Source organism: Paraburkholderia saeva, from assembly GCF_907164555.1.
Taxonomy (GTDB): Bacteria; Pseudomonadota; Gammaproteobacteria; order Burkholderiales; family Burkholderiaceae; genus Paraburkholderia; species Paraburkholderia saeva.
The window spans coordinates 20196-34787 of sequence record NZ_CAJQZC010000009.1 but is presented as its reverse complement, the minus strand read 5'-3'; the positions used below and the strand labels follow the sequence as shown (position 1 = coordinate 34787).

General features: G+C 64.7%; 13 protein-coding genes. 5 read left to right on the top strand and 8 right to left on the bottom strand.

The features are described from left to right. Positions 1-265: 265 nt before the first annotated feature. Both LPA36_RS21585 and LPA36_RS21580 read right to left on the bottom strand, forming a co-directional pair. Positions 266-556, bottom strand: a complete 291-nt coding sequence (locus LPA36_RS21585) for a hypothetical protein (protein ID WP_228881237.1) — start codon at positions 554-556, stop codon at positions 266-268. Positions 557-618: 62 nt separating this feature from the next. Continuing rightward, positions 619-1662 (bottom strand): S1C family serine protease, encoded by a 1044-nt coding sequence (locus tag LPA36_RS21580; RefSeq protein WP_228881235.1) that lies wholly within the window; start codon positions 1660-1662, stop codon positions 619-621. 208 nt (positions 1663-1870) lie between these two features. Between LPA36_RS21580 and LPA36_RS21575 the strand changes: the two genes are divergently transcribed. Together LPA36_RS21575 and ppk2 are read left to right on the top strand one after the other, a co-directional pair. Continuing rightward, positions 1871-2248 carry a VOC family protein gene (locus tag LPA36_RS21575; protein ID WP_228881232.1) on the top strand — a complete coding sequence of 126 codons (378 nt, stop codon included), beginning with the start codon at positions 1871-1873 and terminating at the stop codon, positions 2246-2248. A 250-nt stretch (positions 2249-2498) separates the two neighbouring features. Continuing rightward, positions 2499-3425 carry a polyphosphate kinase 2 gene (ppk2, locus tag LPA36_RS21570; protein ID WP_228881230.1) on the top strand — a complete coding sequence of 309 codons (927 nt, stop codon included), beginning with the start codon at positions 2499-2501 and terminating at the stop codon, positions 3423-3425. 80 nt (positions 3426-3505) lie between these two features. Here ppk2 and LPA36_RS21565 read toward each other — a convergent pair whose 3' ends face one another. Both LPA36_RS21565 and LPA36_RS21560 read right to left on the bottom strand, forming a co-directional pair. Then, positions 3506-5092: an inorganic phosphate transporter gene (locus tag LPA36_RS21565; RefSeq protein ID WP_228881229.1), complete on the bottom strand. Its 1587-nt coding sequence runs from the start codon at positions 5090-5092 to the stop codon at positions 3506-3508. Between the two features lie 181 nt (positions 5093-5273). Continuing rightward, positions 5274-6161 carry a LysR family transcriptional regulator gene (locus LPA36_RS21560; RefSeq protein ID WP_228881223.1) on the bottom strand — a complete coding sequence of 296 codons (888 nt, stop codon included), beginning with the start codon at positions 6159-6161 and terminating at the stop codon, positions 5274-5276. Positions 6162-6251: 90 nt separating this feature from the next. On the opposite strand from LPA36_RS21560, the gene LPA36_RS21555 reads away from it, so the two are divergent. From LPA36_RS21555 to catC, 3 genes are all read left to right on the top strand, one after another. Further along, entirely contained in the window at positions 6252-7385 is a 1134-nt protein-coding gene (locus LPA36_RS21555) for a muconate/chloromuconate family cycloisomerase (RefSeq protein ID WP_228881221.1), read from the top strand. A gap of 117 nt (positions 7386-7502) precedes the next feature. Beyond that, on the top strand, positions 7503-8411 hold the full coding sequence (catA, locus tag LPA36_RS21550) for a catechol 1,2-dioxygenase (RefSeq protein ID WP_228881219.1): 909 nt from the start codon (positions 7503-7505) through the stop codon (positions 8409-8411). Between the two features lie 81 nt (positions 8412-8492). Beyond that, complete coding sequence (gene catC / locus LPA36_RS21545) at positions 8493-8783, top strand: muconolactone Delta-isomerase (RefSeq protein WP_228881218.1); 291 nt, start codon at positions 8493-8495, stop codon at positions 8781-8783. A 36-nt stretch (positions 8784-8819) separates the two neighbouring features. Here the strand turns inward: catC and LPA36_RS21540 are convergent, their stop codons facing one another. The 4 genes from LPA36_RS21540 to LPA36_RS21525 all read right to left on the bottom strand — a co-directional run bounded on the left by LPA36_RS21540 (position 8820) and on the right by LPA36_RS21525 (position 14573). Continuing rightward, positions 8820-9416 carry an IMPACT family protein gene (locus tag LPA36_RS21540; RefSeq protein WP_228881216.1) on the bottom strand — a complete coding sequence of 199 codons (597 nt, stop codon included), beginning with the start codon at positions 9414-9416 and terminating at the stop codon, positions 8820-8822. Between the two features lie 181 nt (positions 9417-9597). Next, positions 9598-11544: an AI-2E family transporter gene (locus LPA36_RS21535; protein ID WP_228881214.1), complete on the bottom strand. Its 1947-nt coding sequence runs from the start codon at positions 11542-11544 to the stop codon at positions 9598-9600. Between the two features lie 302 nt (positions 11545-11846). Next, entirely contained in the window at positions 11847-13256 is a 1410-nt protein-coding gene (locus LPA36_RS21530; protein ID WP_228881213.1) for an HdeD family acid-resistance protein, read from the bottom strand. 147 nt (positions 13257-13403) lie between these two features. Next, a complete protein-coding gene (locus tag LPA36_RS21525; RefSeq protein WP_228881211.1) occupies positions 13404-14573 on the bottom strand; it encodes an FUSC family protein in 1170 nt (389 codons plus the stop codon). Positions 14574-14592: the final 19 nt, after the last annotated feature.

Here is a 14592-nt window from a genome sequence, read left to right as displayed (position 1 = left end):
GCTGTGCCACGGGCAAAAACTGTGCGAGAGATCAGATCGTGCGCGGACCAACGCGGGGTGAAGTGCGAGGGTGACACTTCATGGTTGGCCATTCCCCGGCGATGACGCACCGGGAAAAGATGAGTTATCGAAGCGCCTTTCTTTTGCCTACTTTTCTTTGGCAAGGACAAAGAAAAGTAGGTGCCGCCCCGCACAGGGGCGACGCCAATAGACCGACATGAATACAAGGAAAGGCCAACAACAAAAGCGAACCAGAAATAAAACACTACAACTTCAAAATCCGCTCAAAAAACCGACACCAGGCATCGGCATGGGCATCATCCTGAGAAGACAAAGAAGCAGAGGAGGAAGCAGAGGAAGAAGAAGAAAACGCCTCAATCCCAGCCTGCCGGCAGGCAAAAACAAACCTCTCGAGCGCTTCACGATCGCCAAACACCAATTCACGCTGCGCCGCAACAACCACCACCCGCGCGGGTCCACGCCTGACCCTCGGCACACCGAAATCATCATATCCAGCGATATCTCGCGCAACTTTCACCTGGTAGTCACTGGCCAAGTCGCTCTCCTCAGCAGCAGATCGATCTCCCCAGTATAGGCAACGAATCGGCAACCACGCGGCTAACTGGCCTGCTCAACCGGCGTCAGGTCCAATTCGAGCTTTCGCGTCCCACGCAAAACGCTCACCGAAACCACACGATCGATCCGCGAAGCGTCGAGCACCCGCTGCAATCCGTCGACGCTATCCACCTCGACGCCATCGATGCCCACGATCGTGTCGTCGGTTCGCACCCCTGCCGTGGCGGCGGGGCTGCCCTTGACCACTTCCATCACGCGCACGCCGCTTTCCGCCGACAACCCGAAATACCGCTGCACGCGTCGCGACATTGGCGTCGTCGTGCCGGCCACGCCAATGTAGGCGCGCCGCACGCGCCCGTAGGCGAAGAGCTGCATGATCACCCACTTCGCCGTATCGATGGCCGTCGCGAAACAGATCGCCTGCGCGCCGGGGATGATCGCCGTGTTCACGCCGATCACCTGTCCCGCGGAATTGATCAGCGGCCCGCCCGAGTTGCCGGGATTCAGCGCGGCATCGGTCTGGATCACGTCGTAGATCATGCGTCCCGAGTTCGCGCGCAACGAGCGGCCGAGCGCGGACACCACGCCGGTCGTGACCGTCTGCGCGAGGCCGAGCGGATTGCCGACCGCAATCGCGATCTGCCCGACGCGCAGCTTGCCTGATTCGCCCAGCTCGACGTGCGGCAACGGTTCGGGCGAGCCGATCCGCAGCACGGCAAGATCGCTGTCCGGGTCGTCGCCGACGAGATCGGCGTCGAAACGGCTGCCATCGGCGAGCGTTACGCCGATATGCGTGGCGCCGTGCACGACGTGGCTGTTGGTCAGCAGATAGCCGTCGGGCGTGAAGAGAAAGCCCGAACCCGTGCCGCCGCGCGCGCCGCGGCCGCCTGGCCCGCGGGTGTCGCCAGGCAGGCGTCGTTCGACGGAAATGAACGCGACCGCCTGCTGCACCCGTTCGAGCGCGCCGATCACGGTGCGGGAGTAGGCGTCGAGCAGCGCGTCGTCGGTGGCGAGCGGGTGAGGCGCGGCGGGTTCGGCGGGCGCGCCTTGCGACAGATCATCGATGAAACGGGGACGGCTTCCCATGATGAAGCTCCAGATATTTGGATCCGCAGATGCGGGGTCGCGCAGTTGTTTTTCAAGTGTCGCGGCGTCGACGCGGATACGCGCGAAGCGGAGGCGCTGTGAGACACTTCCCTGACATCCGCCTTGCCGCCGCTACCGTTTCATCGACGCGCCTCGCGATCGGAACGGCCGCGAGGCAGTACAACCCGCGCGAAAGGAGCACGACACCATGAACGAGCCCGCCGTCGAATCGCTGAGCGCGATCACGCTTGCGACGCATGACATGGCCCGCGCGGTGGCGTTCTACGAAGCGCTGGGTTTTCCGCGCCGCTACGGCGGCCCCGACGAGGCGTTTACATCATTCGCGCTGGGTTCGTCGTTCCTCAACGTGATCGCCGACACGCGGGGCCCGATCAGCTGGTGGGGGCGCGTGATCATCTATGTATCCGATGTCGACGGCATGTATCGCAAGGCGCAGGCCGCCGGATTGACCCCGGAGTTCGCGCCATCGGATGCGCCGTGGGGCGAGCGCTACTTCCATATCGTCGACCCGGATGGGCACGAGCTGAGCTTTGCCCGGCCGCTTCCCGGCGCCAAAGAGGCGTAACGTGCCGTCCTCCGCGCGTCCGTTACGCGCTTTTTGACTGACGCGAACCGTACCGGCCCAGTCGTCATATGATGTCTTTCTATGCCTTTTTGCCTGCCCGGGCGACTCCGCCGACGGCCTCGCCCGGCCCGTCGCCGGTTGTGACAGCCACGCCCAGGTAACAAGATTGACACTTCGCGCTTCGATAATCGGATCGTCGACGCTGCCGCATCGTGCGGGCAGCCCGTTTCCGTCGCACTGGAGAAAGACGATGAAAGAACATGACCTGGCCCTCGACGCCGCAGCGTTCGCCGAACGCCAGCGCCGTTTCGAAGAAGACCTCATCGATGCATACGACGAGGAACTCGAAATGGAAGTGGACGACCGCATCATCGACGGTGCGGACGGTCTCACGGCCGAAGCCCGCGAAGCGCGCAAGCACTATTTCCGCGAGCTGTTCCGTCTGCAGGGCGAGCTCGTCAAGCTGCAGGACTGGATCGTGCACACGGGACACCGGCTCGTCGTGATCTTCGAGGGCCGCGATGCGGCGGGCAAGGGCGGCGCGATCAAGCGCATCACGCAACGCCTGAATCCGCGCGTGTGCCGCGTGGCTGCGCTGCCTGCGCCGAACAACCGTGAACGCACGCAATGGTATTTCCAGCGCTACACGCAGCATCTGCCGGCGGGCGGCGAAATGGTGCTGTTCGACCGCAGCTGGTACAACCGCGCGGGCGTCGAACGTGTGATGAATTTCTGCTCGGATGCAGAGTACGAAGAGTTCTTCCGCTCCGTGCCGGAATTCGAAAAGATGCTCGCGAGAAGCGGCATCCAGATCGTCAAATACTGGTTCTCGATCACCGATGAAGAACAGGAAATCCGCTTCCAGAACCGCATTCTCGATCCGCTCAAGCAGTGGAAACTGAGCCCGATGGATCTGGAAAGCCGCCGCCGCTGGGAAGCCTATACGCAGGCGAAAGAAGTGATGCTGCATCGCTCGCATATTCCCGAAGCGCCGTGGTGGGTTGTGCAGGCGGTCGACAAGAAGCGCGCGCGTCTGAACTGCATTCACCATTTGCTAAGCCAGGTGCCGTATCACGAGATCGACCATCCGCCGGTCGCGCTGCCTGACCGCGTGTACAACACGGAATACATCCGTCAGCCGGTGCCGGCTTCGATGATCGTGCCGGAAATCTACTGATCCGGTCCTCGCGGGGGCAATAAAAAACGGCGTGCAGTGAACTGCTCGCCGTTTTCACATCTGCACGCTGCGTGGCTGCTTTAGAACACGTGGCGGAACGCCCAGTACAGCCCGCCCGCGAGCGCGATCGAAACCGGCAGCGTCAGCACCCATGCCATCACGAGGCTGCGCACGGTGTTCCATTGCAGGCCCGAGCCGTTCGCGGCCATCGTTCCGGCGACGCCCGACGAGAGTACGTGCGTCGTCGAAACCGGCAGGCCGTAGACGTCGGCGGCGCCGATCGTCAGCATCGCGACCAGTTCCGCCGAAGCGCCTTGGCCGTACGTCAGATGCTGCTTGCCGATTTTCTCGCCGACGGTCACGACGATACGCTTCCAGCCGACCATCGTGCCCAGCCCCAGCGCGATGGCGACGGCCACCTTCACCCACGTCGGAATGAACTTGGTGGCGTGGTCCGTCTGCGCCTTGAAGTTGTCGATGGCCTTGAGGTCGTCGGGCGCGAACGCGGGCTGCTTCGCTTTCTCCATCAGACGGATTGCTTCGGACGCGACGTACATGTTGTTGCGCACGTTGTCGACCAGGTCGGTCGGCACATTGGCCATCGCACCCGACGATCCGACCTGCTGGCCGATCTGCCCGATCAGCTGCTGTAACGCGGGCAGCGTCGCGGGCGTGAGGTGGCGCGTCTGCACGTAGGCTTCGACGTCTGCGCGCGGATTCGCCGAGGGCGGCGCGCCGTTCGTGTACTTCGCGAACGTGGCCGAAGCCTGTTGCGAGACCGCGAGGTACGTCTGCGTTTCGGACGCAGTCACGGCCTTGTTCAGCGCGAACGAGGCGGGCACCGTGCCGATCAGGATCAGCATGATGAGGCCCATGCCTTTCTGGCCGTCGTTGGAACCGTGCGCAAACGAAACGCCCGTGCACGTGAGGATCAGCAGGCTGCGAATCCAGAACGGCGGCGGCTTCTTGCCCTTCGGCTCAGCGTAGAGCGCGGGAACGCGCACAACGGCTTTCAGCACGCGCAGCAGCAGGGCCGCGGCCAGGAACCCGATCAGCGGCGAGAAGAGCAGCGACTTGCCGACGCCGAGCGCCTGGTTCCAGTCCACGCCGCTCGTGCCCGACGCGCCGTGGATCAGCTGGTTCATCAGACCGACGCCGATGATCGAGCCGATCAGCGTATGCGAGCTCGATGACGGCAGCCCGAAATACCACGTGCCCAGATTCCAGATGATCGCGGCAATCAGCAGCGCGAACACCATCGCGAAGCCGGCACTGCTGCCAACCTGCAGGATCAGCTCGACCGGCAGCAGTTGCAGGATGCCGAACGCGACTGCGCCGCTCGACGTGAGCACGCCGAGGAAATTCCAGGTGCCCGACCAGACGACGGCAAGGTTCGGCGTCAGCGAATGCGTATAGATGACGGTTGCGACGGCGTTGGCCGTGTCGTGAAAGCCGTTGACGAACTCAAAGCCAAGTGCGATCAGCAACGCGATGCCGAGCAGGAAATACGGCAGGAATGCATTGGGGCGAAGCGGCTGCAGATCGTCGACCAGATGCGTGACGACATAAAACGCGCCGGCGGCAATGACGAGCAGGAAGACGATGAGGCTCGCGCTCCGGCCTCGTCCAGCTGCTACTTCCGGTTGCGGATAGGAGAGTTCTGGCATGGCCTTGCCCTGAATAGGATCGGTTGGCGGGACTTTCGATCCTGCAGGGTGCGTGTGTCAGGCTGATGACGGAACCGTGTCAGTTATGCCCCCTTAAAGCAGGCTCCCGGTTCCTGCACGCGTGTTCCGGCGCGTAGGGCGGGTGGGGAGCGGGCGGTGGATGGGCGTCGGGGTGGGCGTATCAGGCAGGGCGGAACAGATCGCGGGCGAGCTGGCACAGGAGCGCCGTGGTCGGCGATTCGTCCTGCAGACGCCGGCTCATGATGATCGGCGATGCAATACGGGCGTCCGGAATCTCCCGGTACACCACGCCGTGCGCGCGCAGCCCCTCGACGCTCTCCGGTACGAGACACACGCCTACCTGCGCGGCGACGAGCCCGAGCGCAGTCTGCAGTTCGCGGACTTCGTGCACGGCTTTGGGCTCCAGTGCGTGATCGCGCAGCGCGGAAAGCTGCTGGTCCGCGTAACTCGGGCGCGGATGGCTCGGGTAGACGATCAGCGTTTCGCGGGCAATCGCCGCCAGGGTCAGCGGTTCATCGCCGTTTGCGAGCGGATGATCCTGCGGCAGTGCAGCAATCATGCGTTCCTCGACGAGCACTTCGCGTGCGAGTTGCGCATCGTCGAAACGCAGGCGTCCGAAACCGACGTCGATCCGGCCGCCCTTGAGCGCGCCCAGCTGCTCGAGCGTGAACATTTCGATCAGGGAAAGCTCGATCTGCGGCGCCGCTTCGCGAAACGCGCGGATCACGGCGGGCAGCGCACCATACAGTGTGGACGGCACGAAGCCGATCACGACGCGCTCCGCCAGCTGGGCGAGGCGCCGGGTGAGCGGCGCCAGTTCGTCGGCTTCGTCGATCAGGCGTTTGGCCTGCGTATAGAAGATGCGGCCCGCTTCCGTCAGCCTTAACGGCCGTGAACCGCGCTCGAAGAGCGGCAGGCCGACGTCTTCCTCGATCTGCTGGATCTGGCGCGAAAGCGGCGGCTGCGTCATGTGCAGGCGGTCGGCGGCACGCGTGATGTTCATTTCCTCGGCGACCGCGACGAAATAGCGAAGTTGGCGCAGTTCCATGCATACCTTCAGAGTATGGAAGTAGTCGGAATGGGTGTTGGACTGCTTCGTGGGTTTGTTTCTAACATGTGATCTGTCAGGAGGGAAAGCATGATAGCAACACCCGTAAAAATCGAAGCCGTGGAGACGATCCTCGTCGATGTGCCGACCATTCGTCCGCACCGTCTGTCGGTCGCCACCATGAATTGCCAGACGCTCGTACTGGTGCGCATCCGGTGTGCCGACGGCATCTCCGGCACCGGCGAAGGCACGACGATCGGCGGCCTCGCGTATGGCGAGGAAAGCCCGGAAAGCATCAAGACGAACATCGACACCTATTTCGCACCATTACTGAAAGGTATGGATGCGACGCGCCCCGGCGCGGCGATGGCGAAGCTGCGCGAGCTGTTCCAGGGCAACCGTTTCGCGAAGTCGGCGGTTGAAACGGCGCTGTTCGACGCGCAGGCGCAACGTCTTGGCGTGCCGCTCTCCGAGCTGTTCGGCGGCCGCGTGCGCGATTCCGTCGAAGTGGCGTGGACGCTCGCGAGCGGCGACACGAACCGCGATATCGACGAGGCCGAACGCGTGCTGGAAGCCCGCCGGCATCGCGTGTTCAAGCTGAAAATCGGCTCGCGCGCCGTGGCGGACGACGTCGCGCACGTGGTCGCGATCAAGAAGGCGCTGGACGGACGCGGCGAAGTGCGCGTCGACGTGAACCAGGCATGGACCGAATCCGAAGCGATCTGGGCGTCGTCGCGCTTCGCCGATGCGGGCATTAGTCTGATCGAGCAGCCGATCGCCGCGGAGAACCGCGCTGGCCTCAGGCGTTTGACCCGGCTCGCCCGTGTGCCGATCATGGCAGACGAAGTGCTCCACGGTCCCGCCGACGCGTTCGCGATTGCGAGTGCGCGTGCCGCCGACGTCTTCGCGGTGAAGATCGCGCAGTCGGGCGGGCTGACCGGCGCGGCGAGCGTCGCGGCGATTGCACTGGCTGCGAACATCGATCTGTACGGCGGCACGATGCTCGAAGGCGCGGTCGGCACGATCGCGTCGGCGCAACTTTTCAGCACGTTCAGCGACCTGAAGTGGGGCACCGAGCTTTTCGGACCGCTGCTGCTGACCGAGGAAATCCTCACCGAACCGCTGCGCTATGAAAACTTCGCACTGCATCTGCCGCAAGGCGCAGGGCTTGGCATCGCGCTCGACTGGGACAGGATCGAGCACCTGAGGCGCGACCGGCGGTAACGGAAAAGCGCCCGACGAAAGACACGCGCCCGACCGTTGCTGGAAACGGGTGCATGCATGACTGAAAGACCGGCTCAAACGATAGCCACCCCCTATATCAAACGAAGGAGATACCCCATGAACAGGCAAGCCATCGACGCTCTGCTCGGCAAGATCAACGCGAGCGCCACGAGCGAAGGCAACCCGCGTACGAAGACGATCGTGAACCGCATCGTGCAGGATCTGTTCTACACGATCGAAGACCTCGACGTGACGCCCGACGAATTCTGGACCGCGCTCAACTATCTCGCCGAAGCAGGACAGAGCGGTGAGCTCGGTCTGCTGGCGGCGGGCCTCGGCTTCGAGCATTTCCTCGACGTGCGTCTCGACGAAGCCGAAGCGAAGGCCGGCATCGAAGGCGGCACGCCACGCACCATCGAAGGTCCGCTGTACGTGGCGGGTGCCCCGCTGTCCGAAGGCCATGCGCGTCTGGACAACGGCAACGAGCCGGGCGGCACGCTCGTGATGCGCGGCCGTGTGACGGGCGAAGACGGCAAGCCGCTCGCCGGCGCGCTCGTCGAGGTGTGGCACGCGAACCACCTGGGTAACTACTCGTACTTCGACAAGTCGCAACCCGCGTTCAACCTGCGCCGCTCGATTCGCGCCGATGCCAACGGCAACTACAGCTTCCGCAGCGTGGTGCCGGTCGGCTACAGCGTGCCGCCGCAGGGCAAGACGCAACAGCTGCTCGATCAGCTCGGCCGCCACGGACATCGTCCGGCACACATTCACTTTTTCGTGTCGGCGCCGGGGCATCGCAAGCTCACGACGCAGATCAATATCGATGGCGATCCGTACCTGTGGGATGACTTCGCGTTCGCCACGCGCGACGGCCTCGTGCCCGCAGTGAAGAAAGCCGAAGGTGCCGAAGGCAAGCCGTATGGCGTGGAAGGCAACTTCTCGCTGATCGACTTCGACTTCACGCTGCTGAAGGACCGTGCGAACCTGCCGTCCGCAGAAGTCGAGCGCATTCGCGCCGAAGCCTGATTCCGGCCGTCATATCAGGACGTTGCCTGGCCCGGAGCGCGGCGCGTTGCCCTCCGGGTCTTTTCCATCAAGGAGTCCCGCATGCTGTTTCACGTAGAAATGAAGGTCTGTTTTCCGCACGACATGGACGCGGAGCGCGCCGAGCGTCTGAAGGCGGACGAAAAGGCCATGTCGCAACGGCTGCAGCGCGAAGGCGTGTGGCGGCACCTGTGGCGTATCGCCGGCCAGTACGCGAACATCAGTATTTTCGATGTCGAGAGCCCGGCGCATCTGCACGACGTGCTGAGCCAGTTGCCGCTCTTTCCGTTCATGCAGATCGAAGTGCGCGCGCTGTGCCGGCATGCTTCTTCGATTCACGACGACGACCGCTAGGCTCGCTGGCCAGGCGCGCGCGCGATACGCCGGACGTCAGTCAGCCGTTTCGGGAAAGATCGCGCGGCCCTGTGTCATGTCCCGCAGCGCTTCGCGTGCTGCGTCGACCACGGTCGCGGGCATGCGGATCGTCAGCACCACGGCCATGCCGTACGCGCTTTCCGCGAGCGCATGATTTTCCTGCTCGATCCAGCGTCGCACGCGCGCTTCGTCCGCGTAGCCGACTTCGACAGTCAGCGACGCCTGCGCAATGCGCTCGACGCGCGGCGCATCCTGAAGTGCAGTCGCGATCGCATCGGTGTAGGCGCGCACGAGGCCGCCCGCGCCGAGTTTGACGCCGCCGTAATAGCGGACCACCGCGGCCAGCACGCCGTCGAGATCGTGATGCCGCAGCACTTCAAGGATCGGTCGGCCTGCGGTGCCCGAAGGCTCGCCGTCGTCCGACATGCCGGACTGGCCGCCCGCGAGCAGCGCCCAGCACACGTGCGTCGCGCCTGGATGTTCGTCGCGCAGACGGCGCAACGCCGCCATCGCCGCATCGCGATCCTCGACGGGAATCGCATACGCGATAAAGCGGCTCTTGCGGATCTCGAGTTCGGCGGTGAGGGCGGCGGGAAGCGTGTAAGTCGGCAAGGCGAGGCGTTCTGCGAAGAAAAGGAATGCGCCGCACGTGACGGCGCAGGCGTCATGGTAACGGATCGCAGGTTTCGACCCATGGCTGGCCAGACGCGCACCACGGATTCAGCAATGGTTTCTTGCGCGAACGCGTAATGACGCCATCCAGGGCCGCCCGCATAATGCGGGTCTGACGGATCTAGCTCCCGGCTGGGGCGAAACCGGGTTCCTCACCCGGCCGGTCCGTCATCTCTCCTTCTTCCCTCGCGCTCGCGGCGACGCGGGATTCTTCGATCAGTCCACGAAACGTCGTGATGCCGAGCGTGTCCGGAGGCAGCGTGGCTGAAGTGGCGGACACCTCGGACTCCTCGCCGGCCGGCGCGCCAAAGCCAAGAATGAGCCGCGTGGGCGTTTCCTGCGCGCGCACACGCCGCACGAGATTGCGCAGATACGGCGGCGACTCGGCGGTATCCAGCGAAATCACACACATCACCGGTACGCGATTCACGTCGACCGATGCCACATCGCCACGACGGAAGTGTTCGTACGTCGTCGCGACGCACGCGATCCGGTAGCGCGTCAGCAACTGCACGGCAATCGCCGTGGCGACTTCGTCGAAGGCACCGCGTCCGGATACGCATAGCACCGGTTCGGTCGTTGTTGTGGACGCTTCACGTGTGGACGCGTAGCTGGCGTCTGCCGATGTGACCGGAACCGGTGCTGGCAGCGCGAGTGCATCGGCCGTGCCTTCCACGGCTTCGAGGTTTTCGACGATGTCGACGAGCGCCTCGTTGATCCGCGCAAGCTGCTCGGTGTGCAGCACACCGCGCAACGCATCGTTGCGCGCGAGACGCAAGCCTTCGAGCACGACCTGATCGTAGTAGTCGACGATCGACATTTCGCCCAGCAGCCGCTCGGCCTGCACGATCGCCTCATGCAGATCGTTCGCGAGCAGCCGCTGATAGAAATTCTGCGCGGGCGTCAGCGCGGGCTGGTCGCCCAGCAGCACCGTCAGGAAGTTGAGGCGGTCGGCGTAGCGGCCGAGCGTGACGACGCACAGCGTGAGCGGTGTCGAGAGCACGAGACCGACGGGCCCCCAGAGCCAGCTCCAGAAAATCGCCGAGACGATCACCGCAAGCGGCGATAACCCCGATCGATGGCCATACAGCAGCGGCTCGACGACCTGCCCGGCCACCACATCGACGACGATGAAGAGCACCAGCGTCCACACGGCCATTGTCCATTGCGGCTGGATGGCGGCGGCCAGACACACGGCCATGACGGCCGCAATCCAGATCCCGATATACGGCACGAAGCGAAGCAGCGCGGCAATCACGCCGAAGAGCAGCGCGCCCGGTACGCCGAGCAGCGCAAGCCCGAGTGCCAGGACCGCGCCCACGCCGACATTCAGCCCGAGTTGCGCGACGAAGTAACGGGAGAGGCGCACGGCGGCATCGTCGATCGCGGTGGTGGTGCGATGCAGGTCGCTCGATCCGAACAGGCTGATCAGGCGGTCGCGCAGATCTTCACGCTGCAGCAGGATGAAGATCGTGACGACGAGCACGATGAACGTTGTCTCGATCGGCGCGATGGCGGGGGAGAACGCGCGCTGCGCAAGTTCGAGTGGCGTCGGCACCGGCTCGTGAACCTCGACCGGCATCGGCACGGCGGGCGTACCGCGTGCCGGGCGGCCGGTGACGCGCGGCGCGGGCCGCGAAGGCGCGACCCGTTGCAGCGTACTGGCGGCGCGGCTCAGCAGGACATCGGCGCGACCGACGGTCTTCTCCTGCACCGTTTCGATCTTGCGCTCGATGGCTGCCTGGTACTGTGGCAGGTCGGCGGCGAGCTGGACGATCTGCGCGCCGATCAGCGCGCCCGTGCCGAGCAGCACGGCGAGCGCGAAGAACACCGCGATGAAGATCGACGGCAACTGGCCCATATGCAGGCGCCGCAGTGTCGTGACGAGCGGCGCGAGCAGGAAGCTCAGCAGCACCGACAGGATGATCGGAATCAGAACGGCGCGCCCGAAGTACAGCCCGCAGACCACCACGACCCCGGTGACCACCGACGCGAGTCCATGGAGTGTCGGCGTGTGCGGCGGGTACACGCGATTGGGCCTTCCGTGCGGTGGCAACGGGAGTTTCATGTGTCAAGGTTCCGGGTGACAGTGCGCCTTGCCGAGCGAAGGCGGCTTCAGCTTCAGGGAAAGTGCTTTAGCAATCCGCGTGCCCGATGGCGTTGCGCCAGCGCGGCCGGAACACCGGCGCCGGCAGAACGGTCGGTGCGGTCAGTGCGTCGTTTGAGTATGCGCTGTCGGGCGGGACGAGGCCAGCGTTTTGCCCCCGCCTGCGCGCTGCGTCTCGCGCTTTCGCGGGATGGAGTGCATGCGCGTTGCGACGCTGGAGGGTTACGCCTGGGTAATTCTTTAGCCTCCGGCGTGCGTCGGCCTTAAACCTCGTTGCCGGCCGTGTCTGCCGGTTCGGGATTGCGTCCTTCCGCGGCGGCCTTTTCTTCCTCGCGCCAGCGTTGCCGCGATCGATACATTCGCTTGAGCGCAAGCCTCGCCATCTTGACCCAGCCGGAAGGACGCGGATCGGCCAGCATGCTGAGCGCGCGGGCGTAGTCGAGCGTAAGACCGGGCGTCCACGCCATCGTCGTGGCGCGCTTGCGGATCTGCGCGGCGACCCAGAGTTCAGGTGTGGTCAGCACCCGCACGAACGGCCGCCAGCCGCCCATGCGCTGCCAGACCCGCGCCGATGCGCCTTCGATAGCGGCCTCCAGCGCGCGCGAAACCGTACTCGAGCAGTTCCGGTGCGTCAGGTTGTAGGTGGCGTCCTGGCGGTACGCTTCCCAGAACCGGCGCAGCCGCTCGGGATCGTAGTTGCGGATACGCACCTGAACCGTCGATGGACACCACGCCTTCGATTCCGTCGCGTAGTCGGGCTGAAACACGCCGGGCACGTCGTTCTCCGGCGTGGCGCGCAGCAAGCGCGTGAAGTCGTCGGGCGAACGGTCGATCTCCACGCCCGGATACAGGCTGATATAGATGCCTTCCGGCGATTCGAGCGCGGCGTGACCCGTCGAGATCACGCCGTTGCGATCGACGGCGGCAATATAACGGTCGACGATCAGCTGGCGCCGCGCTTCCGATTTCGACGAACCGACCGGCGTCCACACGTGAACCGTCAGCGCGGGTTCGTCGGCCGCGGGCGGGCCGTCCCATTCGACGTTGCCGTGTCTTTGCCGCGCGCGCGGCGTTGCGCTCGCCACCTGCGCGGCGGCCTCGCGTTCCACGGCCGGGTTCGCGGCGAGCCGCCGCACGCGCGCGGCGAGCAGGATCATGTTCCAGCCGCCGAACATCAACCCGAGCCCGAGACAGTACGGCACGGTGCCCACATACCAGGTGGGAAACGGCTGGTAGAAAAAGATCGCGAGCGCGATTTCGACGATGCCGCCCGCCATCGCGAGGCGCCACGTGCGAAAGCGCACGACCTTCGCGGAGACGATCTGCAGCAGGCCGTCAGCGAGAAAGAGCGTGCCGAAAATCAGCGAGAGAATGAAGTTGCCGTGGTGATGTCCGGCGAGAATCAGGAGCGCGGCCGTGCTGAACGCCGCGCCTTTCACGTAGCGCAGCGTGCGCTGGCCGCCCATCCCTGTCCACGCGACGGCAAGCGTCGCGAGACCTTCCGCGAGGAGCAGCAGCGCAAATGGCGTGATCGGGAAATAGAGCGCGTTGTCGAGCGCATCGATGAAGATGCCGATGCCGACGATCACGCTGATCCAGCCCACCGTCATCAATGGCCGCCAGCGCGCGCGCAGATAGTCGACACCGAGCAGGATCATCACAAGTCGAACCATTGCAGTCCTCCGGAAGCCGCTTCAATCGTGAGGTAGCGCGTGACGGCATGCCTCGCGCCCAGGTCATGTTCGACGAACGGGCGCGGGATCACGCCGCTGTCAGATAGTAATGCCTCGGTCGAGGCGCAACAAACGGCGCGTGGCGAATCAGCCGGCTGCGTCCATGGGAACCTGCGTGGCGGCACGCCACCGGCTCGTTGCAAGGATGACGAACGCGAGCACGACGATGCCGGTCAGGATGCCGGAAAGCCGCATCAGCGCGGGCACCGGGTTCGCCGACCATTGATGGTCCTGCACGAAGACCATGAGGAATGCGATCGTGAACTGGCGGCCGACGTAGCTTGCGCCTTCGTTGCCTGTCTGCACGTGACATCCGAGCCACACGCCGATGGAGAGCGCCAGCATGCACAGCCACGCATTACCCTGCGTGAGCGGCAGCAGGACGATGGCGAGCACGCCTGCGATCAGGCAGCCCGTCACCCGATGAACCATTCTGACCACCACCGGCCGCTCGACGAGATGCGCCAGCGCACTGGCCGGCAACAGCAGCACGGCAACGCAGGTGACCATGGCCTGCGCGAACCCTGGCAGCTTCAGCAGATAGGTGAGCGACGCCAGGATCACGATCGCAATGCCACATTGAACGGCAAGCAGCGCGCGCACCGGACGCAGCGAAGCAGCCGAAGGCTCGATAGCGGGCGGGGGCGAGGGCGGCGTGACGTCCGGTGGCGCGTCGCCAGAGGTCTCGCCCGCCGGAAAGACGCGCGCGTGCCACTGCGGTGCGAAATGAAACGCACTCGCCACGATCACACACGCGAGCGTGCCAGCGACAACCTCCGCGACCCGCAACGTCGCGAACCCTGCGGTCGCCTTGAACGTAATGAGTATGTGCGCCTCGTACATCGTCATCAGCGCGGTGATGCCGCCGAGTATCCACGCATACGACACTTTCGAGGCGTTTGCGAAGTAGATCGCCCCGGCGCCCATCAGGCCGAGCACCGGCACGAAGAGCCATGGACGGTCGCCGATCATCGGACCGAGCAGCGTGGCAAGCAGCGCGCCGAGCACGGTGCCAAGGATGCGATGTATCGCGCGCTGGATCGAACCGCTAAAGCGGGTCTGCATGACCGCGAAGCCGCTGATCGCGGCCCACCACGTGTTCGACAGGTGGAGGGCATTGGCGAACACGACGGCAAGCGCCACGGAAAGCATTGCTTCGAGTCCGAACAGCGCGCGTGCGCTGGAGGGCTTCCACGCGACGAGTTCGCGCCCAAGCGCGAACACGGCCTCGCGGACGATCTGAAGCAGGGTGCTCATGCCTTTCATCCGGCTCTCC

What these genes read in the sequence shown, in the direction of transcription:
- LPA36_RS21530 (WP_228881213.1), bottom strand. Translation starts at nt 13,256, where the DNA reads ATGGTTCGACTTGTGATGATCCTGCTCGGTGTCGACTATCTGCGCGCG.
- LPA36_RS21580 (WP_228881235.1), bottom strand. Translation starts at nt 1,662, where the DNA reads ATGGGAAGCCGTCCCCGTTTCATCGATGATCTGTCGCAAGGCGCGCCC.
- LPA36_RS21575 (WP_228881232.1), top strand. Translation starts at nt 1,871, where the DNA reads ATGAACGAGCCCGCCGTCGAATCGCTGAGCGCGATCACGCTTGCGACG.
- catA (WP_228881219.1), top strand. Translation starts at nt 7,503, where the DNA reads ATGAACAGGCAAGCCATCGACGCTCTGCTCGGCAAGATCAACGCGAGC.
- LPA36_RS21560 (WP_228881223.1), bottom strand. Translation starts at nt 6,161, where the DNA reads ATGGAACTGCGCCAACTTCGCTATTTCGTCGCGGTCGCCGAGGAAATG.
- catC (WP_228881218.1), top strand. Translation starts at nt 8,493, where the DNA reads ATGCTGTTTCACGTAGAAATGAAGGTCTGTTTTCCGCACGACATGGAC.
- LPA36_RS21525 (WP_228881211.1), bottom strand. Translation starts at nt 14,573, where the DNA reads ATGAGCACCCTGCTTCAGATCGTCCGCGAGGCCGTGTTCGCGCTTGGG.
- LPA36_RS21565 (WP_228881229.1), bottom strand. Translation starts at nt 5,092, where the DNA reads ATGCCAGAACTCTCCTATCCGCAACCGGAAGTAGCAGCTGGACGAGGC.
- ppk2 (WP_228881230.1), top strand. Translation starts at nt 2,499, where the DNA reads ATGAAAGAACATGACCTGGCCCTCGACGCCGCAGCGTTCGCCGAACGC.
- LPA36_RS21555 (WP_228881221.1), top strand. Translation starts at nt 6,252, where the DNA reads ATGATAGCAACACCCGTAAAAATCGAAGCCGTGGAGACGATCCTCGTC.
- LPA36_RS21535 (WP_228881214.1), bottom strand. Translation starts at nt 11,544, where the DNA reads ATGAAACTCCCGTTGCCACCGCACGGAAGGCCCAATCGCGTGTACCCG.